Here is a 25372-nt window from a genome sequence, read left to right as displayed (position 1 = left end):
TGAGACTCAATCTGCTTTTATACCTTATTATATGTATCAAGCTCTTGTTGTAACAGGCTCTATTGAATACCCTCAAGTACTGCGGCTTTAGTTTGGTTTTCCAGCCACTTAGGATTATCCATCATTGGATTAGAAGAATTGCTATTCGCTTTAGTGGCATAAGGGCGAACAGATGCTCTACTTAAAATTCGGGGTAATTTGGTAAACATAATTTTCCCCTAATGTTTAAATTTAATTTTTTCAGTCTATATGTTAACCAATTGAGACTAATGTTAAATGAGCCTTAATGTCGTAAATACGACATTGCTATTTATACTCAAGATTCAGATATTCCCACTTGAAAATAATGGGCTATAAGCGACTGCAGCACTTTGCTGTTTCTTTAAGGTACAAAATGCAATATGTAGCCGTTTGCCAGCAGAAGGAATTTGTATTTGTGCTGGATTGCCTTCTCTATTCCACGATCGGTATGTACATGCTTCATGCCCTTAGCATTTTCTACTAAAATCCTTTAACAGGGACATCTTTTGGATCAGGACTATTCACAGTATTTTCCAATTTTTTAGCCCTTTGAAAGAATGTATGTCCCGAAGACTGCCAAAATTTTGGTGTATTCCCGGTTATAGCAGAATAAGCAAGAACACCTAGGCCAGGAAGAATACCAGTCACCAGTATACTTAAAGCGATCATTGTATATCTTTTCCAGGCAGGATCTCGATGTGCCTGGATGAGTCGTTCTCCTTCATTTAATTGATTATAGAATTGACCCACTTTGATACTGGGCTTGTTCTTTGTTTCAAGGATGTCATACAACTCGCTAACCTTATCAAATTTCTGCTTTAGAATCTGAGTAAATTCGTTTTCTGGCCAGCTTTGAATTTTTCTTACATTGTTAACAAGATTAGGAAAGTCATTAATATCCAAAGAGGGATCCACATATTTTTTTATTTCTTTAGCTAAATGAGCTAAATAATCTTTAGTTAATGGAGTGAGCTCTCTTTTAATAATGATTTGAAGATCAAGCTCACGCTCATCATCAATTGTAGCTGTTGCGCTTTGTTTTGCTTTTAATAGGTTCAATTGTTGATGGAGATGAGCTATGTTGCTCCGAAGATTAGGATTTTCTTCCTCAAGCAAAGTATTTACTCTATCTAATTCGCCAATTAACTTGTCTTGCTCTTCATTGGTAGAGGTTAAGGAGTTGACTAATTGCAGTTGCTGGTCCTTTTCATCAGTCAACAAGACAATCAGTTTTGCTTGCTCTTCAACGTTAAGCTCTAATTTGTTAATCAGTTCTGCTTTATCTTTAACCTCAAGTTGCAACGTGCTAATCAACTCAGCTTGTTGTTGCCTATCTTGCGTCAACAGCGATATCTGATTTGCTTGTTGTTCGTTAGTTAAAGATAACTCGTCAATCATATGTAATTTTTCTTGAATAGTTAACGTTAAAGGATTACCTCCCCCCATTCCTGTAGCTAGTCCTTCAATTTGTTGGAACAGATCTTGATTTTCATCTCCAAATATTCCTTTAACATTTTGTAAAGGTATCTTATGGTGATAAATGTATTGAGCTACTAGATAAATGACCCGCGATTTATATTCTTCCAACTCTGTTTCAAATTGTTCGTAATTAAGGGTACTCTCAAGTACTTTGAAATCCGGAAGCGCTTTTCTAAATTTATCGAGTTCATTGGAACATGAAATAACTTCTTGAATAATATGGGGTAATAAATAAGTGAGATTTTCATCCACCGCTTCCTCGACTACTAAGCAAGACCACTCACGGCTATTTACAGCTAATTCACTGGAAAACTCAAGTTTGGATAATTCTGAAAATTCTTGAGTCAAAAATTGTTTCACCTCATAAGACAGTGGATTCTTTTCCTGAAGTTGTTTGGATCTTGATAGAAATCTTTTTAATTTTTCTATTAATAATTCGTTTTCGAAGGTATTTCCCTCTGCCCTCTTCTCTTCGAGGTTATCAATAATCTTCTGAATTTTACCATCTAACTCGTTAATAAATCGTTTTTCTTTTAATTTATTGGCCAGCTCCTGGTATTGACCTTTTAGAATATTGCGCTTCATGGTCAAAGTGGACTCTAAATCAGATTTTAATTGCTCAAAAATTTTTGTGACTAATTCATTATGGGGATCGTTTTGAATAAAACTTGAAAACGCAGAAAATGTTCTTTGAACTGCTTCGTAAACAGCTAATTGTTCTTCGGGATTTATTAATTTATTTTGTAAATAGGATTGTCTTACCTCTTCAATAAGAGTAGTTATACCTTGTAGAAGTAAATCAAACCCCTCTTTAGAATCGACAGCATGAGCAATTTTATCAACCATGATGGATTCACTTATGTCCTGAAGTACTACTTTTGGCTCGTTTTGTTTCGAATCTTTCAACCCTTGCAACTTCTTTGTGTGTTCACAAATTTTGACCAAACGTTGTGTAGCAATATCTAAAGTCTCACTAAGGGGCATATCATCTGATAAACCTAACTCATGATTTAAATGCATGCGCGCATGCTCGTAATTGAGGAAATATCCACCTGGAACAGGTGGAATAATTGCATCTAAAAAAGTATCATTATGTGCTAAATAGTGCACGATCCGCTGATCAGTAACATTCCATATTAATTTGAGTAGCGCTTGTTCTTGCCCAAGTACTGCATAGGAAGTTTTATTGTAATTTAAGTAAGCCTCCCTATTTTCGATAATCTGATTGTACAATTTAAAATACAAATCTTTTAATCGTTTTCCCCAAGAAAGAAACTCTTTTCAAAGAGCGCAGACATTAATTCAGCAAACGGATCATCTTTCTGCGCGCGGGGAGTAATGTTTACTCCATTTCGTTTTAAGAAATCAATAAGTTTAACCAAAGCAAGTTCTTGTACATGAGCCGTTGATTTTTCAGATGGATTATTACCTCTTTGTTGAGCCAAAAGATTTCCAGAACCTGTTCCATGATGCCCTGGTAAACTTTGTAGTTTAAATTTAGTTTCTGGAGAAAAACATTTAGGTACGATTGGTTTAAAACAACGGGTACGCTCATTTTCATAAACAACCTGTTCGTATTCTTTAACAATTTTTGGCACCTCATAAAAACGAGGATCTCTCCATGCGAGTGAAAGAACATGAGTAACTCCTACATAATTTCCTCCAGGGACAGGATCAATATTCAACATAGATATTTTTACATCATCTATATGTTCAATGATTTCATCCCATTTTAAATTCTCAAAAACACCTTTATGAGACCGAGACATCGCCGTTTTCGTATACTTACATACACTATTTAAAATTTCGGGACTAAAACTGTCTAATCGCTTTTCTTTTATTAGATTTTGTAGACGTTCTAACTCATGAGCAACCAATATCGACTCAAAAGCGCCTCGGCTATGATCAATGATATTGATATGAGTTTCTCCTCTGCTTATTGCCTCCAGTACTGCAGCAACTCCCCGTGCAATTCTATCGCCAACCTCTGAACACAAAGTACTGGGACCATCAATCACAGCTACGTCTTGGTTTCTAAAGCGAATCACATCATCCGTAGGCATTGTCGATTCTTTGTTAATTAGCGTAGAAATGTAACTTAATGTTTCTGCTTTCTCATATGCATTTTCCAAGTGCTCTGGCGTAAATTGGGTATCAGTACCTAATAAAGTAAGAGTGAAAGGCATAATTAATCCAAAATAAATCTAGATTTCTTGAGTATAAAATGAGGATGTTAAGTAAATATTAATTCCGGACTACTTAACTCGCATGCAAAGAACAACTTTTGTATGGGGCAAAAATGAAGAATATATGAGTTAATTCCTTGTGGTTAATTTCTAGAGCGCCAATTTCTTTAAAATTTGGCAGACTTCAACTGTTAGACAATAAAAGCTCATCACTTTCTATTTCAATTACGCCAAGTAATTTGACAGTATATAAACAGACTTATCCACAGAAAATGTGCATAACTTAGTGAAGATAATTTGATTTAAAATAACAATAAGCCTAGATAAGACAAGGATCTTAGAAAGATTTATACTTGAGTGCACTTATTGGGTTAAATAAATATCCACAGAACCGGATATTTGAAAAGGATTAAAGCGTGGCTATTTTAACAAACAAAAACTAAAAAAACAGTCTTGACTTGAACTATTTTTTTATTTATTTCTATACCTCCTGAAAAACTAAATATCTAAATAAAAGTGATGGCTTCGTTTTTTCATGTATTGCATTTGTATGTGGTTGAGCTTTAGCATTGATCCGCTCCAAAACCTTAATAGTCAAATTAACAACAAACTCTATTTTTCTTCAAATGCAACTAGAATGGGACATAGAGCCGAATCAGTTTTTTTACACTCGTTAATTAAACGGTAAAGAGACTCTCGAGCTTTTGTGAGTTCAGCAATTTGGGCATCCAGTTTTGTAATGCGGTTTTGAGCGATGCATCTCACTCGCTCACGATCATTCATTGCATCGAGCTCTAATAATTCTTTTATTTCCTTTAGAGTAAACCCGGCTTTTTTTGCTGAAAGAATAAACTGTAAACGTCGGATATCATGCTCACCATAACGTCTGACTTTTCCGGAGTGAAACTCTTTTGCAAGCGATGGGGTATTAAGAATTCCTTGTCGTTGGTAATAACGTATCGTTTCTACACCAACCCCGCATGATCTAGCAAATTCACTAATTGTTTTATCATTCATTACTTGACTCCGTACTATAGTACATACTCTATATTATTTATAGGCTATGAATCAATGGAGTACTCCAATGAGTAATACAGCAGATAAAAAAGCAACTCTATATCGCATGGTAATACCAAATCATATATGTCCTTATGGCCTTAAAACCAAAGATTTATTGCAACGCCAAGGTTATATTATCGAAGATAAATGGCTAACCAGTCGTGAACAAGTTGATGCATTTAAAGAAGAACATAACGTGAAAACTACACCTCAAACCTTTATCAACGGAAAACGGATAGGTGGTTATGACGATTTACGCCGCTATTTTGGAAAAAAAGTGCAGGATCCCAAGGAAAAAAGTTATCGCCCAGTCATTGTTCTTTTTCTGTGACTGCACTTATGGCACTTGCTGCAAGCTATGCATCCACTGGTATCGTGTTTACCACTCAGACTTTAAGTTGGTTTATTTCCTTTAGTATGAGCGTTCTTGCGCTTTTAAAGCTACAGAATGTCGAAGGATTTTCAACCATGTTTCTGAATTATGACCTCTTAGCCAAGAGATGGGTCCCCTACAGCTACATTTATCCTTTTGCGGAAGCATTAGCGGGGATTCTAATGATCGCAGGGGGCTTTAGGTGGATTTCAATTCCAGTTGCTCTGTTTATAGGAACAATAGGCGCCATTTCTGTATTTAAGGCAGTATATATTGAGAAACGCGAATTAAAATGTGCTTGTGTCGGAGGCGATAGTAATGTTCCATTAGGATTTATTTCACTTACCGAAAATTTGATGATGATTGGAATGGCAATGGCAATGTGGTACATGTATTGAAGCCATCTCTCTATTTCCTTAAAGCAATATTAATACATTAGATTCATCCGTTAACATATCAGGAGTAAATGCATGCGGTATTTATATGTTCTATTCTATTTGGCACTTATGTTTGTCGGAGCCCTAGCATACGCTCAAGGGCAACACGATCATGCCCACCAATACCCAGTAAAAAATGAAGCGAACAACAGTAGCATTAGGATTTTTCTTGAAAAAGAGCCCAAAATACTCACTGCTAATAAACCAGTAACCCTCAGATTTCAAGTGCTAAAAAACAATAAGGTGCTTACATTTGATGAGTTAAAAGAAGTACATACTAAGAAAATTCATGTATTAATCATTGATCCCTCTCTTAGTGATTATCATCATATTCATCCGGTGATAGATAATAAAAAGCAAGATTTTGTATTTAGTTTTACCCCAAAAAAGACTAGCTCTTATCAAATGTGGGTGGATATTACTCCTCTCCAAACGAATAAACAGGAGTTTTTAGTCACTGATTTAGGCTCTTTTTCCCCGCATCCTTTGATTAAAGAAAAAGTAGTATTAAACACTGCAATGGCTCCTTATGAATTTACTTTAAAACTAAACAGTGAACCTAAAGCTGGACGGGAAGTTATGGCAACCATTACTGTTACAAAGAATGGCAAACCATACAAGAAGCTAGAGCCTGTAATGGGAGCATTCGCTCATGTTGTTGGTTTTAGTGGGGATCATTCATCGATTCTTCATATCCATCCGATGGGAAAAGAACCTACTACGGAATTCGATCGCGGTGGCGCTGAGCTAATGTTTCATATTGGGCTTAAAAAAACAGGCTTTGTGAAGTTATTTGCGCAATTTCGAATTAATAATCAAGATGTATATGTTCCTTTTGCAATTAGGGTGAGTTAAGAAAAAAATCGATTGTGAGTAAGGCTTTTTTCGTAATATATCGCGTGCTCTATGTGGATTTGATTATACCATGGAGAGCGATACTCTCATTCCTATGTTTCTCTTATTTTATTAGGGTCTGTTGGTTTGATTTAATTATCATAAAAGTTTGACAGAATATAAACAGACTTATCCACAGAAAATGTGTATAACTTAGACGCCTCATTACAAGAGCGGTGAACGTCCACTTATTTTCTCTATTTATAAATCAAATTCTGAAAAATGAATAGGTTCTAATTTAAGTACATAGTATTCTTGTTGAAATAACAATCCACTTAAAATACCAATACCATCTTTTATCTCAATGATACAATTCAAGCTTATTCGAAGCGCATTCCTTTTTTCGGAAAAATCAAACACCTTGACAACAAACATGCCGCACTGTAAAAATTAAAACATTAATAGGGAATAAAAAGGGATAACGTTATGGAAGGAAAACTAGAACTTTATCAGCAGGAAATTAACTCTCAAACTCAAGCGATTTTTGCGCGTCTAGAATACTATCGTAAGGCCATGTTTGAAATAAAAAATTATTAAAGGATTATTTCTTTAATACATGGCGAACACAAAAACTTACAGAAGTTGCCCAGGGAGATGAAGTCGTTTTTAGTTTCAACATAGTCCAGAAAGCCATGGAAAATTGCTTGGTTGATGAGATAATATTAGTAGAAGATGCTCAGAAAATGGCAAAAGAAGGAGAAAATCCAAGCCTTATAGCCGCTTTTGATCCTTATGTTTTAAAAAGTGGTTTACCATTGGAGTTATATCAAGAAGATGGTTTGTTTCTCTTTAAACCCGAAAAACCATACACACCTATGGCCCAAGTTTTTATGTGTCAATTTGCTTATGCTCTGAGCATTTATCGTGTAAGTTTAGGTCTTTGCGAAGCTTATTGTGCTATTTATAGCCATCAAGTCATAGAAACCCAGCGACAGAAGCAATACATTGAGTCAGCAACTTTTTTAAAGCAACAACTTACTGAAGAAGTTGATTTAATTTCTTTAAACCAAGAAATAATAAAAATTGAAAATGAAATCTTAAGCTTGCTTTGCACTGAAAAAGTTCATGAGGGATTAGATCAATTTAAAAAGGATATTGACACACTTAAAATTAAATTGGTTACATTATTGGAGTCTGGAGCAAATTATTTACAAAACTCCTATAAAGAATTCCCTAACAATCCCATATTTTGGATACTTCATGATCGAAGTTGGCATGCACTACTCAAGACAATTTCAGGCCTCCTTTATGCACAGCAATATAACTATTCTACTTGGGATGGTACATTAGTAATTAAGAAAGAGTTTATTAGTTTAATTAAGACAGAAATAGAAAAATTTGATACCACTGTAATAACGCAAACTCCTTTACTTAAAATTGAATTATTAAAAAAAGCAGCAAAACTTATTAATGAAATAAAAATTGATACGCTAGCGGAGCTTTCTGCAAGAAAAATGGAAGTGATTGAAACACCCAAAGTCGCTATCTCTTCTTCATCATTATCTAATAATATCTATGGACTCTATTTTGCTTATCATAAAAGTCAGCTGCCCAATAAAGACCCTGCAGAAGAAGAGCGCATTGAAAAAGATGAGGAAGTACACGCTTTGATAAATATGTAGTGACCAATAATCTCTACAAGCCGGTTTTACAGAGTCTCATTTACCGCGGGCTTTTGACCATAGAACCGCCTTTTAAATCATCCATGCCTAGGCGAAACAACTCTATCTTCAGTCATACATTCATTGCCAAAACCAATATGGAAGCGGCAATTGCATGCTTTTCCCTGAAAAAATCACTTTAGTCCATAAAGTATGATTGCGTTACAGTTTAATATTCGTCTATGATTTTCTTATTGCCTGATGAGTCAAACCAGGAATCCCTCAGCAATAATTAATCTTGAAGTAAATAATGGTTACTCTCCTCCATGAATCATTTCACTCAAAAAATAGTTGCATGTCCTTATGTGGAATCCCGGCATCCATGTATTCATCACTGCATATCAGAAAACCCAATTTTTCATAAAAGGGGATTGCATAGGTTTGTGAACTTAATTTAATTTTTTTTATCAATGTACGCTCTTGAAGATCAGACAAAATAAATCGCATGAGTGCAAATCCTAATCCTTTTCCTTGATACTCATCCAATATAGCTACTCGCTCGATTTTAGCAAAATTCTCTACATACCTCACCCTGACCGTCCCACAGGGATGCTCATGGTACCATAAAAGATAGTGCTCACTCTCAGTATCTTTTCCATCCACCTCTTCCTGTAAGGGAACATGCTGGCCTTCAACAAACACCTTGAAGCGAATTTCCAAACATTTTTTAATATCCTCATCAGAAGAGACCTTTTTTATAAAAATTGTCATATTAGAATCCATGTTTATTTATGGCTCATTATACTTAACTTGACGAGCAACCTGCTAGTGCAGCATATTAAAAAAGACACACTGGAAAATGATACAGCACCTCTTTTGCAGCTAATTATCACGAGGAGTTTGACAATCTATAAACAGACTTATCCACAGAAAATGTGCATAACTTAGAAAAGTAGTTTCCAATTTAAAGCACACAAAACCTTGATAAAATCAAGACTTAAGAGTGTATTTAAAGTTTGTTGAATATTAGGCAGAAGAAAATATCCACAGGATTGGACATTTGAAAAGAATGAAAAACTGGACATTTTAAACAAACAAATTTAAAAAAAACAGTCTTGACTTAATTATTTTTGATAAATAGTGTTATAGCTCCTTAGCTAAATAGCATGAATGAGCAAGCACTTCGCAACTTGTACTATAAATAAAAATTTCAGCCTAATTCATGGATTTCAATTCGATGTTTGTCCTTATTTTTAATATTACTGGGATTTAAATTAGAATTAACTTCGAAAAAATTACCTCCTTGCTCTTCTCTTAAATAATTTAAATAAGATGAAACCTCATTATAGACAGTTGGAATTTTAATATCTTGTTCATTTAATAAATCATAACGAGTACAAGAATCAACAAATTGTAGCATTGAATTAAAATATCCTTCTATGTTAATCAGCCCAAAAGGTTTTTTAATAACTCCTATTTTGATAGCACACCAAGTTTCAAACAGTTCATCAAATGTACCAATTCCTCCAGGCATCACGATTAACTGCGATGATTTTTCATGAATTAAACGTTTTCGTTCATACATAGAGCTCACTACATACAGTTCATCCAAAAACTCACTTGGCGTCTCTATTTTAGCAAGATATTCAGTAGTGACTCCGATAACGGCTCCACCATGAGATTTAACCGTTTGAGCAAGAAGTCCCATTAAACCAGTTCCTCCTCCACCATACACCACCGTATAACCTTGTTTGGCTATTCCTGCTCCTAAAGACGCGACGGCATCTTTAAAAGATGGATTATTTCCCATACTTGATCCTAGGTAAACCCCAATTGTTGGAGAAACAATTACTTCTGTATTATTCATAAACTAAATACCTTGTAGTGGTGACCCAATAGATTGAGCTTATTGCGTTTTTTATATCGACATTTCTATAGTTACTTGATATTTCTGCTATAAAATTAAATAAGCATTGATACTTTTTTTCAAACTGATCAACTACACGTGAAAAAATTATGGCTCGTAATTTTAAAATCAGCATACGCATTAGTATCATGGCCTTATTTGTATTTTTGTTAAGTCTGATAGGTTTTACCATTATTGGTATTAATTATCTCGCTTTCAATAAGGTTCTTAATAATAGTGCAAAAGATTTAATTGCAAAAACATCTTTATTCGTCAACGAGCGATTTCAAGCTTATTTAGATCCCTTAAACCATAATCTAATTGAAATTCGAAATGCGATCAGGAGTGATATTATCAACTCTAATAAAGAAGGGTTATTTGAGCAATTTCTATTCGATACAATCCAAGATAACCCAGAAATATTTATGATTCACTACGGAGCAGCAAATGGTGATTTCTTTGATATAAATAGAAAAGAAAAAAGAGGATTGCAATTAATCCACACAGTGAACTCAAAGCCCCCTTTCGTCAACATTCGTTATGAGTTGGATCAACAAGGAAAAATAATTAAAAAAGAATCGATAACTATTCCCTATGATCCAAGAAACCGTCCTTGGTACCAAGAAGTTGTTCGCTATAAAAAACCGATATGGACCAACACCTACAAATTTTATTTGTTTGGTAAAAGACCCGGTGTTGCTGTTGCTGCTCCCGTATATGATAAAAATAATAATCTAAAAGGTGTTATTGCAATTGCGTTGACCACCACCGACCTTCAACAATTTATAAGAGAGTTGGAGTTAACGAAAAATACAATGATTTTTGTCATTAACAATGAATCAAATGTCATTGCCTTTCGTGATCCTCAGACTTCGGAAAACATTTTAGGAAAAAAATTAAATCCTGATTTACTAAAAAAACTTAATATTTCATCAACGATACTCAATGAGCGTTTTCATTCAAAAATACAATCCTATGTGTATGAAGATCAGAGATATTTTTTCTCATACCAACCGATAATAAATAAATTAGGGATAGAGCCTTGGCATATTTTAATTGTTACCCCAGAAAGTGATGTCATTAAGCCTCTAAAAAATTTAAGTAAAGGGTACATCTTGTTAACTATTGTAGTTTTATTTTTTGGAACACTCTTAGTTCGCATCATCTCTCAGAAAATATCAAATCCAATCATTCAATTAGCCGAAGAATCAAAGAAAATTACTATGTTTCATCTTAAATCCAAATCTCCACTCAAAACCATAATTAAAGAAATCAGTTATTTGGATAAAGCCTTATCAACCCTGCGTTCGAGTTTAACGTCCTTTCAGCGTTATGTTCCTCACTCTTTAGTTAAAAAATTAGTGCATACTGGACAAATAGCTCAGGTTGGTGGCCAAAATCAAATCATTACTATTTTATTTTCAGACATCAAAAACTTTACAACAATTTCAGAATCAACATCTCCTCAAAAACTTATGACTTATTTATCTGATTATTTTCAGTCAATGACAGAAGCCGTGATTCAACACGAGGGTACCCTGGATAAATACATTGGTGATGCCGTTATGGCTATATGGAATGCCCCTTCAAAAGATGTAGAACATGCATTTCATGCTTGTGAAACTGCCAGAGTCATGCTGGAGCGTCTTCAAATATTAAATCAAAAACATAAGAATGACGGGTTTCCAGAATTTAAAATTAGAATAGGTATTCACACTGGCGAGGCAATTGTTGGTAATGTAGGTTCTGAAGACAGACTGAGTTACACAGCCTTAGGTGATACGGTTAATTTAGCAAGCCGCTTGGAATCAATAAGTAAAAATTATAATACGCAAATTATTGTTAGCCATGCAACATTTAATCATGTATCCGATAAATTTCTTTTTCGCTTTCTAGATGAAGTTGCTGTTCGTGGTAAACAAGAAAGCATTGCAATTTATGAGCTGATCACTACTCAAAATATTGGAAGCCTGGAGCAACACAAACAAGAATTTACAAAAGCCTTTTCCCTGTATCAAAAAGGCCTATGGGAAAAAAGCATAGAAGCTTTTATGACACTTACTCCTGCTTATCCTGGCGATCAATTAGCTTCGATCTATATTGAGCGCTGCCGCCTGTTAGCTCATACCCAACCTGCTCATTGGGACGGTGTATGGCGCTGTTAAAGTGAAAAAAATTGCCTGCTTGTAGCAATATGTTCATTGATTTTCCTATAATAAATAGTATGAATAAAGCAAAGGATGAATTCATGGAAGTACAATTCTTAGGCGCTACTCAAACAGTGACAGGGTCGAAATATTTAGTAGAAACTGAAAATATGAAAATTCTTGTCGACTGTGGTCTTTTTCAAGGTTATAAAGAACTTCGATTGCGAAATTGGGCTTCTTTACCTGTTAATCCTCAAAATATTAATTATGTTTTGCTAACCCATGCTCATATTGATCATAGTGGATATATTCCCTTGCTGGTGAGAAATGGATTTCGTGGAAAAATAATTTGTACCGAGGGAACCTATGATTTGTGTAAAATTCTATTACCCGATAGCGGCCATCTTCATGAGGAAGAGGCTTATTATGCAAATAAAAAAAAATACTCCAAGCACCATCCCGCCCTCCCTCTATACACGCAAGAGGATGCTGAACGCTCACTAAACTACTTTCAGCCTACAGACTTAAACAAACCATTTAAAATGCATAAAGATTTTTATGCAAGCTTTCATTATGCAGGCCATATTCTTGGCGCATCATTTATCCAGATTTGTCATCATAATGTATCTTTGCTCTTTTCAGGTGATCTTGGCCGAACAGAGGATCCAATTATGAATCCACCTCAAGCGCCAATAGAATCCAATTATTTAGTAGTTGAGTCAACCTATGGCAACCGTTCACATGATAAAACAGATCCTGAGAAACAACTTGGAGAAGTAATTAATCGTACAGTGACGCGCGGTGGTATTGTTTTAATCCCTGCTTTTACAGTGGGTCGCACTCAATCTTTGTTATATTACATTCAACAATTAAAATCAAAAAAAATAATTGCAGATATTCCTGTTATTGTTGACAGTCCAATGGCTACTAATGCAACAGAACTATTTTCTCGTCATACCAATGAAAATCGATTAACTGCCCAGCAATGCGCAGCACTTTGTGGTAGTGCACGTTACATTCGTACTACAGAAGAGTCTATTGCCTTAAGCCACCAAAAAATGCCCATGATCTTAATCTCTGCAAGTGGGATGGCCACAGGAGGTCGGGTGGTACATCATATACGAAATTTTGCCCCAAACCCTAGAAATACAATCCTGTTTAGTGGCTTTCAGGCGGGTGGAACCCGTGGTGATCGAATGGTCAGTGGTGAAAAAGAAATAAAGATGTTTGGGCAAATGGTGCCAATTCAATCTGAGGTAATTCAGATGGAAAATATGTCTGCACATGCAGATTATACTGAAATACTCGCTTGGTTAGCCCATTTAAAAAATGCACCCCGAAAAATTTTTATCACTCATGGTGAAAAAGAATCATCCGAATCTCTGAAGGTAAAAATAGAGCAGAAATTTCATTGGAACTGTGTGATTCCTAACTATTTAGATCAAGAACAATTAAAATGAATACGCCAAAGAGATCCAATAAGTTAAAATTAGTTAAATTAGGGATTGATACAAAACAGGAGTTTATTCTTTTTATACGCTCAGATTGTTTTATTTGTATTTCAGAAGGATTTGAAACACAGGCCCGAGTTATCGTTCGGTTAAATAAAAAATCGATTATTGCAACCATGAATATTATTCACTCTCAGATTTTGCAAGACTCCGAAGCTAGTCTTTCCGAAAGTGCCTGGGAAGAACTCAATGCTAAAGAAGGCGACTGTATTAATATCTCTCACCTACTTCCCGTAAAATCTATAGACTACGTACGCTCTAAAATATATGGTAATACGTTAACCGCATCACAGTTTTATGAAATTATCAGTGATATAGTAGCCGGCAAATATTCCGATATTCATTTATCAAGTTTTATTACTGCTTGTGGTCATGATAACCTCAGCATTGACGAAATTATTTACCTGACCCAATCTATGGTTAAAACAGGCGAGCAATTGCATTGGAACCATCCGATTATCCTTGATAAACACAGCGTTGGTGGTATTCCAGGCAATAGAACTACTCCTATTGTTGTAGCAATTGTGGCTGCAGCCGGTCTCATTATTCCCAAAACTTCGTCACGCTCAATCACGTCTCCTGCAGGAACTGCTGATACCATAGAAACGATGACCGCAGTAAATCTACCTCTTTCTAAAATCCGTAAGGTAGTTGCGCGTGAAGGAGGTTGCATGGTTTGGGGTGGTGCATTAGGCTTAAGTCCGGCAGATGATATTATTATTCGAGTAGAAAGGGTGCTGGATATTGATCCAATGGGACAGATGATAGCCTCCGTTCTTTCTAAAAAAATTGCAGTAGGCGCAACACACGTGCTTATAGATGTACCCGTTGGACCAACAGCAAAAATTCGTTCTGAACTTGAATTTTTCAAATATCAAAATTATTTTTCTTTAGTAGGTCAAGCCCTCAATCTGCAAGTTATTACTTTAAGAACAAATGGCAACCAACCTCTTGGGATCGGTATTGGCCCCGCATTAGAAGCAAAAGATATTTTGTCCGTGCTACATAATAATAAAGACGCCCCTATCGATTTAAAAAATAAAGCCATTACACTTGCTGCGATCTTGCTTGAATTGGGAAAAAAAATATCGCGTCAGGAAGCTACAGAGTTAGCAATAAAATTACTGGAAAGCGGCATTGCTCTAAAAAAGTTCTTAGCAATTTGCGAAGCTCAAGGTGGTTTTAAAATCCCATCTACTGCATCATTTACACACGATATTATTGCAACACAAAATGGGATTATTACCGAAATTGATAATAGAAATTTAGCGAAAATTGCAAAATTAGCGGGAGCTCCTTATGAGCCTGCTGCAGGCATTGAGTTTTATGCAAAATTAAATACTCAAATAGAAAAAGGACAATTGCTGTATCGCGTGCATGCTGAATCTAAAGGGACTCTAGATTATGCCTGTACTTATGCTTCATCTATACCCAACATTATTAAAATCACGCCCGAACTAACATAGTCTAAGGGTAACCCTATGGATAAATATATTCTTTTTTCATTACCAGGAAATTCAGAACTTACAAAAAAGTTAAGCACTAACCTCGCTATTGAAATCGGTAAAGCAGAAATACGAACCTTTCCTGATAAGGAATCTTATATTCGCATTCATTCAAAAATTAGAAATAAAACAGTTTTTTTAGTCTGCACACTTGCTCATCCTAATAACAAATTACTGCCACTTGTATTCATGGCAAAAACTCTTAAAGAACTTGGAGCAGATAAAATCTGTTTAGTATCGCCTTATCTCGCATACATGCGACAAGATAAGCGTTTTCATTCAGGTGAGGCCGTTACCTCGATGATTTTTGCTCAATTACTTTCAAGTTGTCTTGATGGGATGATTACTCTTGATCCACATTTACATCGAATACATCAACTTTCAAAAATATACACGATGTCCCCCCTGTTAGTACTGCATGCTACAAAAAATATCTCGGAATGGATTTCTCTCCATATTAAAAATCCTATTTTAATAGGGCCCGATGAAGAAAGCAGGCAATGGATTTCTGAAATTGCTCATTTTAACAATCTGCCTTACGTAATTGCTCAAAAAAAACGTTTAGGCGATAAGCATGTTGTTGTGTCCCTACCTGAGATAGAGAATAGCAAGGGCACGGCAGTCCTTGTTGATGATATTATTTCTTCTGGAGCAAGTATGTTAGATACGCTAAAACAAGTAATAAATTATGGCTTTAAAAATTCAATATGTATCGGCGTCCATGCCCTTTTTAATCTCCAAACGAAAGATATGCTCTTAAACGCAGGAGCACAACAAATAATTACCTGCAATACCATCAGACATTCCACTAACCAAATCGATATTTCAAATATTCTTGCAAACGGATTGTTAAACATTATTAAAAAATTTAACCCAGGGCATGAAAATTAAAATCGATTTACCCAATGCGTTTTAATGCCCTAATCCAATGCAATAAAATTGGATGGCTCTCTGTCAATAAACCGTTTGATTAATTGCTTCCAAAACGGACGATATAAGACATTAAATAAAGGATGTGAATCATCAATAGGAAAACATGGTCCATGATTCACTTCCAATAGCCAAAGCTTATTACCCTCTGCTTCAACCATAAAATCAAAACCAAAACAAGCAATTCGAGGCTGGCTATCTTGCCAGACAGTGGCAAATTGCTTTTTTAAGCTCTTCACTACAAGTTGGCACATAGAAATAATGCCCTGCTTATAGGGTTGAAAAATGGCCATATCATCACTTAAACGTTGGACAACATTAAGCCGCTCATCACTAAGATGTTCATTGGTGAGATGGGCTTCTAATAGATTAAAATTATCTTCTTGATAAGGTTTTAAGGCAATATTTAGATAACCACTAGGAAAAAGAGCTGAGCCTACATGGGTAGATACCACGAGCAATTCTCGAATAGAAAACTTATGTCCAAATGTAGGGCCCTGAATAAGTTGCGGCTTATCTATATAACGCTGTAACACTTGCGGCCCCCCCATTCGATGGTGGGAAATAAAATGTGTTTCAACATCATTTAGGTCATGAAATATATGAATATGTTGTCCATTATTCAACATGGAGGGTTTCAAAATCCAAGGTAAGTTAGCAGATTGTGAGCTGCCAATGTCAGCCAATACTAAAGGCCAGATTTGATCATCGATAAAAAAAGTCTCAGGCATCAAATATCCGAGATCATTTTCTTGGAGGAAGGATGCCAGCAGATGCTTATACTCCAATGTTTCACTAATCACTGGGGAAAACTCAAGCCACTCTTCATTCACTGACGCCAAAGCCGAAAACTTGCTTGGTTTCCATCCCTCTGCTTTCAAAAAGCGTATCAAATTAGCATGTGTTGGCGATTTGTCTTCTACTAAATGAAATTTTCTCATCATCTTATGCTATTCATTTTTTCAACTCTGTAGTTTATAAACAAGTATAGCCTTCATTAAATGCATTCGTAATCCATAATTTTAGAGAAGGCCGTGTTTAGAGAAATATGGAGTTCTATTATTAACATTATTTATCTTCTTTGATGACTGACCAATAGCCTATATAATCTTTATTTACAAATTCATATTAAGGTTAGGCTGCTAAAGCTCAACCATAGCGAAGCTAAAGGATAACTATGTTTCAATCCATTTTAATACTTGTATTAATGACTTTGAGCGTCATCACCCAAGCAGCCCTTCCCAATGATTCAATCCAACGTTGTTTGGATATTAGAAGGCTTGCAGATTTTACTACAAGACAAAAAATGGCTGCCAAAGAGCCTGGGGTATTACGTTTTAAATTTCATAAAATTTCAGCATCAGAATTACCGTTAGATAATCCTGTGGGAAACATGGATGAAGTAATTAAGGCATTAAATAATCAGATTGAAAACTGTAATAAAAAACACGCTGAATTTCAAACAGTTACGATTGCTGGTCAAAAATTCAAGCGCCAAGAATGGTGCCTTAATACCAACAAAAAAATGCTTGCTCTTGCAAAAGAAGCCCATGGTAATTTTCAAAAATATCTGGCATCTATTAAAAGCGAGTTTGACTGGTATAAAAGTGATGGCTGGCCTGAAAATCATGCAGGATTTAAAAAAGGCGAGTTCCAATTTACTGCTTATTACGCGCCAGCCCCTCTTGAAGCTCGTACCAAATATGATGGAACATTTTTATACCCCATTTATAGTAACCCAGGAGTTGTCCAAGCAACATCGGAAAGCAAAAAATTTCATTTGCACACACCTCTTTGTGGCGTGGATCCACTGACTAAAGTGGCACGTGGATTTTGCTTGAAAAATGCCAATAACACCTACTCTTTAGTGCCGGATCGAGAGGAAATTAATCATGGAGCTTTAAATTCAAAATATATTATTGGTTATGTTAAAGATCCCAATGATCCAGCTTTTTTAATGCTTCAAGGCTCTGGTTCATTGCTTCTAGATGGCAAATTATTTCGTTTAAATTACGATGGTGCTAATGGCAGGCCCCGGACTATGCTTGGCCGCATAGTTCAATGCGCCCAAGACCCGACTTGTGGCGGCAATCTGAATACAATTGAACGTTGTGCTAAAGATCCAAAATGTCATGATGAAGCTAAATTACGCTGTAACGTGTCTAAAAGAATTAAACAAAGTGGGGGATCAGAAAAACTAATTCGTCAATACTTAAATACGCTACCCCCGGAAAAAGCTGATGATTTAAGAAATCGTGATCAAAGTTATGTTTTTTTTGCTAAAGAAGATGGAGGGCCGTATGGTTCAGATAATATTCCTCTAACACCTCATGCCTCATGTGCAACCGATCACAGGGTCATTCCTATTGGAATGAGTTTTATTTATCAATCCAAAAAATCTACTTCCTGGTGTGTGGCTCAAGACGCTGGTGGAGCTATTGTAGGGGCTCATGTTGACGTTTATAAAGGTGAGGGAAATCAAGCAGGTATAGAAGCCAATGGGTTAAATCACGCAGGCTCATTATTTGTGGCTCTACCCAAACATCAATAGGACCTGGTATCTGCACCTTAGTAATAATGCTGCTCACTGGTGAATCAGCGATCTTTGCTCATCCGCGCTTGATGTCGAATTAAACGTTAATTGAATAGCGTATGTTGCAAAATGCGGTTAAAACAATACTTGTGGATCCTCAACCCTCTGCCTTTTCGCGGAGGGTAACTCACTTTATATTTACAACATTAAGTAGAGCGCCGCCCTCTGCGAAAGGAAAAAGTCTATTTAAAAAGCACCTAAATGGTTAAATTTAGAATCAACCCTCTTGAGCCTAACCCCTTTTTGGCAGAGAACTCATCTCAACGTAGCAAAATGCGGGATAATATTCGAGAAATGGAGTTTCGGGCCAACGTTGTTTTAACTCACTTAATAGGGCTATCGCCATCTCGCGTAAATGAGGTAATTGCTGATGGGATGTTGTTTTATCAATAAATGCTTGTAACCTTGAAAAAACTCTTGGTCTTACCCAATTATCTTCTACCTTCCATAAAGAATTCTCAGGTACAGGCCCAGAAGGTCCATTTCTGTCTTTTTCCCAAATTGACTCAATGAATGGTATTGTTTGTTGCAAAATCCAAAAACCACATGCATAGGTATAGGCTTTCTCATATTCCGCATTATCTGCGGCTGCCGGAATATTTTGTTGGAGCTCATCTCTATAAATGAGCTCTAAATGCTCGATAATATCAAGAGGAATTGCTTTTGCACACCAGCAAGTAGGCATACTCATACGTAAATAGGTTCCATCTAGCAATGCATTGCGTACAACACACCATTCAAAATCAATAAGCTGTAGATCTTTGGTTTCTGTGTGGTCAAACACATTATCAGGGCAAATGTCACCATGTGTCAGAACGGTAAAGGGTCCTGGTTTTATCACGTACTCAATGACAGACTTCGCTTCATCAATGCATTCATCGGTCAAAATGAAACTTATTTTTTTATTTACAGCATCCAATTTTGGTAACAAATCAGTAAGCATGAAATCACGTTCGCTATCAATTGATTGAGCATCTTGATTAATGGATATTAAGATACGCTCATAAAGCTCAGTATTTCCAAAACTTGCTGCATGAAAACTGCCCAGAGCTTTCACGAAACGAGTCAATGACGCCGTAGCTATCTCCCGATTTGCTGAGGTCAGCGAATCAACTAAACTAATATGTGGCATCCCCAAGTCTTCAATTAGAATAAATCGCTCCTCTTTATCGCCCCCATAAAATTTTGGTACATTATGACTCGTTTGTTCAATTCGACTTGCAAACTCAAGGCCAGCCCAATCCCGAGCAAATCGCGCATACGCCTCTTTATCATCAACATCAGTTTCCTCTCGTAAAGATTGCTTCAAAATAATACTAGCAGGTACTGTTTCCACTTTGCTTGATAAAACCAGTCTTACGACACTGTTTCTACGCTCTGGCTCACTTAAAAACTGAGAGGAGCATACCTCAATTTCTGCAGCAAATTTTGTGTTTAACAGATGGGTAATCTTCTCAAGCATCTCAGGATTAAAAGCTGTCTTTTTTATTGTCATAAAGTAATCCGCTTTAATTAATACGCCCTTGTGTTTCCGGCTCTTCCTCAAAAAACTTAACAAAAAATGTTTTAGAAAGCTCGGGGTTCTTTTTATTAATTCGAGTAAATTCCTCCTGAAAACCACACTTTTTATAAAATTCTGGAGCTTGAAAAGCACTGGTACATAAATTAATGTTGTTAAAACCTTGGCCTTTGAAATGGACTTCAAGAGCTTCTATCAATTGCCGTCCATATCCTTTACCGCGATGATTTGTATCGACCCAAATATCATCAATATAAATTTCAGCAAAAACAGTAAATGCATTGATAACACCGCATACTTCATTTACTTCATTAGCAAGCACTACTGAAAAGCGTTTATAATTGACATCAATTCCATGCTTTCTTTCATAAGCAATTAGATCGTCAGTCATGTGTTTTTCGAGCGACTCACTGAGTTGATCGACAAAAGTAATTCGCGACACATTACGCTTTAGATCTTGAGATTCAGAAATTTTTGTTTCAAAATTTAAAATAATTCGCTTTGGCTGATATGGATCATAATCGATTTTTTTTACCACCTCGCTATATTTTCCCTCAGTATATACAGATATTGTTTTACGCCAAAAGGATAATCCATCCTTATTTTCAGGAAAAATAGAAACCTCCCAACGCCCAGGATAGGTGTTCCAAAGGTCATGAGCCACTAATCGGCCTATACCCTGCCTCTGAAATCGTGCAAGAATAAAAAATTCGCCGACACTCCAATGAACATCGGAAGACGTTGCAACTTGATTCAAAAGCACAAAACCGGCCAATTCATCTCCAATTTTAATTAAAAATGCTTTTCTGTCCGCATCTTCAAAATAATTTTTACAAGCAAACGCTTCATAAAGTCCATCGACAGGAATGGCCCAATCAACTGAGCTATGCCCACAATTTCGTGATAAATCATAAACATAAAATCGGGCCATATTTCGAATTATTGGATAATCATTTAAACTAGCTGGAATTAATTGTGGTTTTATTGCCACAGGAGTGTGATGCATGATTTATAAAAGCTCTGAATTACAAAATACTTTATTGTACCAAGCACAAATAACTTACAAAAGTCACACCTTGTCTCGTACACAAGATACCGACAAAGGTTATGAAAATCGATGTTCAGACCAATATCGCTAACTTCCATGAAGAATATGAATCATGCAAAACACAAAAAACAATAAGGTAACTACAGCCACTATATTCATAATATTTTGGAAGCTGGGGTGTATTAGTTTTGGCGGCCCTATTGCACATATTGGTTATTTTCGCCATGAGTTCGTAAATCGTCTAAAATGGTTAAGTGATTATGCTTATGCTGATTTAGTCGCATTATGCCAATTTTTACCAGGGCCTGCGAGTAGTCAGGTGGGTATCGCTCTGGGTTTGTCAAAGGGTGGTATTCGGGGTGCCATCGCTGCATGGCTTGGGTTTACCCTGCCCTCTGCCTTACTGATGGTATCGTTTGGTCTCCTTTTTATCAAACTGGGAATCCATGATAATGCTCCTTGGTTGCATGGCTTAAAAGTAGTCGCTGTTGCAGTTGTTGCCCAAGCAATTTGGGGAATGAGTGTCTCGTTATGTCCCGATAAGACAAGAGTAAGTCTTGCCGTATTTGCTTGTATTGGTTCAAGCATCATCCCTTATGCTGTGGGACAAATACTCATGATCATTATTGGTGGTATTTTTGGTTTACTTTTTCTGCATACCAAACAAGCACTCCCAACAAGTGAGCTGGTGATTAACATCCGTAGAGGCACAGGCATTTTCTTATTATTTTTTTTCTTTATCTTACTGATTTTTTTACCCATTTTAGCTTCTTATACTGCAAATTATCCTTTGCAATTATTTGATGCATTTTATCGCTCAGGCTCTCTAGTTTTTGGAGGAGGACATGTTGTTTTGCCTCTATTACAAGCAAAGGTTGTTCCCAATGGATGGGTGGATAATTCTCTTTTCCTAGCTGGCTATGGTGCGGCACAAGCATTGCCTGGCCCACTTTTTACTTTTGCAGCATTTTTAGGTGCAGTATCAACGCAAGTCCCCCATGGATGGCTTGGAGCGCTCATTGCATTAGTTGCTATTTTTTTGCCCTCTTTTTTACTAATAGTTGGTACATTACCCTTGTGGAAAAATCTACGACAACATCCATCGATGCAAAGAGCAATCCTTGGAATCAATGCTTCAGTTGTTGGACTGTTGTTAACAGCGTTTTATCAACCGGTTTGGTCAAGCGCTATTTTCTCATTATATGACTATTTATTAGCAATTACGGCTTTTCTTTTGCTGCAATTTTGGCGAGTTCCAGCTTGGGTTGTCGTACTTTTTTGTGCGATTATCTCCCAAATTTGATCTCAAGCTCCATTCAAACTCATTCCAACTCTAACAGGGTCAATGATTCCTTTCATAGAACCATGTTCTTCCATAGGTCAAATTTATCTAAAGTTTGGGTATTAATTTAACGTGAGTTCGATTCATCCAAAGCATGTTCCATACAATTTTTTAGTATTATTTGTTCGTTTGATATATGAAATAAGTATTTTTTATTGGACTAAAAATAATCCTTTAGATTTAATGTATACCATGAAATTCATTTTAAATACAAAAAAATATGCCAAGATATCAAGATATTGCCTCGAAAACGATCATGGGCTCCATTCCTCATGGGAAAAAAGTGTTTGCTATTAAAACCGAAAAATCTCCTCATAAATATGCTGCAGAACTTATTAAACATCAAGATGCACATTATCATCTCAATTTAACAGTGCATGGTCGAAGTGGTAAAAATCAACGAGATGGAACGCTCAATGATATTGCAGAATTTATAAAGGAGGTTAAAAACAAATTTACACCAGATGAGTGGAATGCCATCAGTGAGATCACCTTTGGCGGAGATGTCAATTTTGCAACAGTGACCAATCAGGTAGCTGAAGCAGGAATGGTAATTGAAAATCGAGAGAAACTACATTACGTTTTATCTACCGAATTTTCAATGGGATATGATATCAGTGTTTGTTATCCTACAGAGGTTACGACTCAAAAACGCGCTGAAAAGTCATCACAAAATTCACAGTATTTTAAAAATGGCGCCACTGACGAAAGTACCACAGATGTCATGGTTGGTGTGTTGATCACAAAGAATCAGACTCCAACAGAGAAATCTCCTCCTATCCAAATAATACAAGGTCAAAATCCCGTTGCTATGCATTCTAAAACATACCAAGCAGCGACTAGTTGTCCAGGAGCAGGAGACCTAAAATCTTGTCTTGATCATAGTATGGTATTTATTCAAAGCCAAAATAACCTGAATGTTTACGTAAATATAATACCCGCCCGCGGCTGGAATGGTTTACAAGCGCCCAAACCAGGAATTAATTCCGCAGTAATCGAGAACCAATATGAAGCGCTTCAACTTAGGATGGAAGATGAATGGCTAAAAATGAAGGCAAAACTAACCCCCGAAGACTCTCGGACAATTAAAGAGTGGCAATACCTATTTTCTAAACCAGTTACGCAAGAACAATTAGATAAATGCAGGACCGGGATTCGCAGCTGTATCGAAGCAATTTTCCTATCAACTGAATACCAGATTATTGCTCAACAATTGTTTCACGCAATACCACCACAAAATGAAGAAGAAAAGAATGATCATGGGAAGGAGTTTATTTTACCAACAGAAACCGAAAAAGAGAAAACAGGCGCGTGGCGTAAGCTCGGTATTTATCTAAGTGGTCAATCAGAAGAAATGCTTCATCAGCTTATAGATCGATATATGTATAACATGAATACCTCTATGTCTCGACTTGAAGGTGATATGCAACATAATCCAGAAATGTATAAAGAATATAAATCATTTACATTTAACAATATAGCCAATGATATATTTACAGCCCTTGGACAGCAAATGTTAGGTGGATATCCTGTACCCGAAGACATTGCTAGCAGAGCAAGAGCAGCCGCTTCGTCATTAAATCCCAAAGAAGAAATCGATGCCATTTGTAACGAAATGGAAGATGCTCAACTTGCACAAATTGAACAGGCTATCCGACAATATTTGTGGGACAACCAGGTTCCAGAAAGTATGGAAATCGTAGTTCACGCTGTAGAAATTGGAGATAATCAACGCTTTAATGCGGAGATAACACCGCATCCTCAATTACCAAAAAACTGGATAGGCCAGGATTTAGCACAGCGACGAGGCATCAATATCAAACTCGGTTTAAACGCAATTAAAAATGAGGACTCTATTCCAAAAGCGGAAATTAGTTTGCGTCCGCTGGTATTGTAAATACGGTATAAGCTATCAAGATTTAGAAGAAATGATGGCAGAGCGTAGACCGAGTATCGACACGCCAATAATTCATCCAATACTTAAGGATGATTTGATAAGTTGAATTATTTTTTTACTCACAGGATTTTTATGTTTTTCAGGCCTGTAGACTAAACAAATCTCATCGTGAAATACAGGAGCATCTTTTAATTTTTTTAGATGAGTATATTGAGATGCGACTCTTGAAGGTAAAAAGCCGTATCCAAGGCCTAGTGATGTTAATTTAGCAACAACCTCAAGGTTTGCAGAGTTAAGCACACCATTAAAAATTATTTTCTTACCTAATTTTTTAAGTATATATTGTGATTGGGCGAGGTTTTGATCATAAATGAGTTTATCTTGAGCATTCTGAGCATAAAAAACTGTGACTTCATCCTCACGTAACTTGTTAATAACAAGATCAGGATGCTTTATAGGGTTAACAACGATCCCAAAATCAGCCTCCCAACTGATAATTTTTTCATTCATCTCTCTAGAAAGACCATGAATAAAATTAAAATTAAGCTTTGGAAAGTTACCCTGGAGTTGTGGCATAAAGTATTCGAGGGTATGAAGAGCAACTGAAGGATGAATAGCAATGGTGTAATTTGCCTGTATAAGCCCTGATTCAGAATTAGCTAAATTTTGGGCCTGCTCCCACTCATATAACAAACGATAGGAACGTCGCTTAAACTCCTCTCCAAGTTTCGTTAATTGAATACCCGTTTTAAGACGAATGAGTAGCTGTCCACCCAGTTTACTCTCTAATCTTTTTACAGCATAACTGAGCGCAGGTTGAGATATTCCTATAATTTCAGAAGCCCGCGTGATGTTAAGGGTTTCACTTACAATTATAAAATATTTTATGTCATCTAATAATAAAGCCATAAAAAAATTTTATCA

At 36.2% G+C, this 25372-nt stretch carries 20 protein-coding genes and 1 pseudogene; 11 read left to right on the top strand and 10 right to left on the bottom strand.

Annotated features, from left to right (window positions below; all coding sequences use genetic code 11):
- Positions 1–59: 59 nt before the first annotated feature.
- The 4 genes from EL220_RS18160 to EL220_RS07435 form a co-directional block, all read right to left on the bottom strand.
- Positions 60–209: a hypothetical protein gene (locus EL220_RS18160; protein ID WP_155833960.1), complete on the bottom strand. Its 150-nt coding sequence runs from the start codon at positions 207–209 to the stop codon at positions 60–62.
- A gap of 292 nt (positions 210–501) precedes the next feature.
- Positions 502–2745, bottom strand: coding sequence for a hypothetical protein (locus tag EL220_RS07440; protein ID WP_232002691.1), 2244 nt, complete (start codon positions 2743–2745; stop codon positions 502–504).
- 5 nt (positions 2746–2750) lie between these two features.
- On the bottom strand, positions 2751–3686 hold the full coding sequence (locus EL220_RS18785) for a hypothetical protein (protein WP_232002690.1): 936 nt from the start codon (positions 3684–3686) through the stop codon (positions 2751–2753).
- A 612-nt stretch (positions 3687–4298) separates the two neighbouring features.
- Positions 4299–4703: a MerR family transcriptional regulator gene (locus EL220_RS07435; RefSeq protein WP_027270070.1), complete on the bottom strand. Its 405-nt coding sequence runs from the start codon at positions 4701–4703 to the stop codon at positions 4299–4301.
- A gap of 67 nt (positions 4704–4770) precedes the next feature.
- On the opposite strand from EL220_RS07435, the pseudogene EL220_RS19645 reads away from it, so the two are divergent.
- From EL220_RS19645 to EL220_RS07420, 3 genes and pseudogenes are all read left to right on the top strand, one after another.
- Positions 4771–5516, top strand: a pseudogene (locus tag EL220_RS19645) (MauE/DoxX family redox-associated membrane protein).
- A gap of 72 nt (positions 5517–5588) precedes the next feature.
- Positions 5589–6410 carry a hypothetical protein gene (locus tag EL220_RS07425; protein WP_027270072.1) on the top strand — a complete coding sequence of 274 codons (822 nt, stop codon included), beginning with the start codon at positions 5589–5591 and terminating at the stop codon, positions 6408–6410.
- 683 nt (positions 6411–7093) lie between these two features.
- A complete protein-coding gene (locus tag EL220_RS07420) occupies positions 7094–8071 on the top strand; it encodes a hypothetical protein (protein WP_232002689.1) in 978 nt (325 codons plus the stop codon).
- 315 nt (positions 8072–8386) lie between these two features.
- Here EL220_RS07420 and EL220_RS07415 read toward each other — a convergent pair whose 3' ends face one another.
- On the bottom strand, positions 8387–8821 hold the full coding sequence (locus tag EL220_RS07415; protein WP_027270074.1) for a GNAT family N-acetyltransferase: 435 nt from the start codon (positions 8819–8821) through the stop codon (positions 8387–8389).
- A 439-nt stretch (positions 8822–9260) separates the two neighbouring features.
- Positions 9261–9917, bottom strand: coding sequence for an LOG family protein (locus tag EL220_RS07410; protein WP_027270075.1), 657 nt, complete (start codon positions 9915–9917; stop codon positions 9261–9263).
- A gap of 149 nt (positions 9918–10066) precedes the next feature.
- Here EL220_RS07410 and EL220_RS07405 point away from each other — a divergent pair, with 149 nt between their 5' ends.
- The 4 genes from EL220_RS07405 (at position 10067) to EL220_RS07390 (ending at position 16010) form a co-directional block, all read left to right on the top strand.
- On the top strand, positions 10067–12121 hold the full coding sequence (locus EL220_RS07405; protein WP_027270076.1) for an adenylate/guanylate cyclase domain-containing protein: 2055 nt from the start codon (positions 10067–10069) through the stop codon (positions 12119–12121).
- Positions 12122–12204: 83 nt separating this feature from the next.
- Positions 12205–13563, top strand: a complete 1359-nt coding sequence (locus tag EL220_RS07400; RefSeq protein ID WP_027270077.1) for an MBL fold metallo-hydrolase RNA specificity domain-containing protein — start codon at positions 12205–12207, stop codon at positions 13561–13563.
- Positions 13560–15080, top strand: a complete 1521-nt coding sequence (locus tag EL220_RS07395) for a thymidine phosphorylase family protein (protein ID WP_027270078.1) — start codon at positions 13560–13562, stop codon at positions 15078–15080. The genes EL220_RS07400 and EL220_RS07395 overlap by 4 nt, the downstream gene beginning before the upstream one ends.
- 15 nt (positions 15081–15095) lie before the next feature.
- Positions 15096–16010, top strand: a complete 915-nt coding sequence (locus tag EL220_RS07390; protein ID WP_027270079.1) for a ribose-phosphate diphosphokinase — start codon at positions 15096–15098, stop codon at positions 16008–16010.
- Positions 16011–16039: 29 nt separating this feature from the next.
- On the opposite strand, the gene EL220_RS07385 is transcribed toward EL220_RS07390, so the two are convergent.
- Positions 16040–16993 (bottom strand): ATP-grasp domain-containing protein, encoded by a 954-nt coding sequence (locus EL220_RS07385; protein WP_035905727.1) that lies wholly within the window; start codon positions 16991–16993, stop codon positions 16040–16042.
- A 233-nt stretch (positions 16994–17226) separates the two neighbouring features.
- Between EL220_RS07385 and EL220_RS07380 the strand changes: the two genes are divergently transcribed.
- Entirely contained in the window at positions 17227–18600 is a 1374-nt protein-coding gene (locus EL220_RS07380) for an MltA domain-containing protein (RefSeq protein WP_027270081.1), read from the top strand.
- 274 nt (positions 18601–18874) lie between these two features.
- Here EL220_RS07380 and EL220_RS07375 read toward each other — a convergent pair whose 3' ends face one another.
- The gene (locus EL220_RS07375) at positions 18875–20137 is read right to left on the bottom strand and encodes a phosphotransferase (protein ID WP_051544708.1); all 1263 of its coding nucleotides are present in this window, start codon (positions 20135–20137) and stop codon (positions 18875–18877) included.
- 13 nt (positions 20138–20150) lie between these two features.
- Positions 20151–21167: a GNAT family N-acetyltransferase gene (locus EL220_RS07370; protein ID WP_027270082.1), complete on the bottom strand. Its 1017-nt coding sequence runs from the start codon at positions 21165–21167 to the stop codon at positions 20151–20153.
- Here EL220_RS07370 and EL220_RS19530 point away from each other — a divergent pair.
- The 3 genes from EL220_RS19530 (at position 21166) to EL220_RS07360 (ending at position 24448) form a co-directional block, all read left to right on the top strand.
- A complete protein-coding gene (locus EL220_RS19530) occupies positions 21166–21300 on the top strand; it encodes a hypothetical protein (protein ID WP_261975397.1) in 135 nt (44 codons plus the stop codon). The two genes, EL220_RS07370 and EL220_RS19530, sit on opposite strands and share 2 nt — an antisense overlap.
- A gap of 21 nt (positions 21301–21321) precedes the next feature.
- Positions 21322–22512 carry a chromate efflux transporter gene (chrA, locus tag EL220_RS07365; protein ID WP_027270083.1) on the top strand — a complete coding sequence of 397 codons (1191 nt, stop codon included), beginning with the start codon at positions 21322–21324 and terminating at the stop codon, positions 22510–22512.
- Positions 22513–22771: 259 nt separating this feature from the next.
- Positions 22772–24448 (top strand): hypothetical protein, encoded by a 1677-nt coding sequence (locus EL220_RS07360; protein ID WP_027270084.1) that lies wholly within the window; start codon positions 22772–22774, stop codon positions 24446–24448.
- Between the two features lie 72 nt (positions 24449–24520).
- Here EL220_RS07360 and EL220_RS07350 read toward each other — a convergent pair whose 3' ends face one another.
- Positions 24521–25357, bottom strand: coding sequence for a LysR family transcriptional regulator (locus EL220_RS07350; RefSeq protein ID WP_027270085.1), 837 nt, complete (start codon positions 25355–25357; stop codon positions 24521–24523).
- Positions 25358–25372 lie beyond the last annotated feature (15 nt).

Origin of the sequence: Legionella sainthelensi, assembly GCF_900637685.1 — a bacterium.
Taxonomy (GTDB): Bacteria; Pseudomonadota; Gammaproteobacteria; order Legionellales; family Legionellaceae; genus Legionella; species Legionella sainthelensi.
This window is presented reverse-complemented; position numbering and strand designations above follow the sequence as displayed.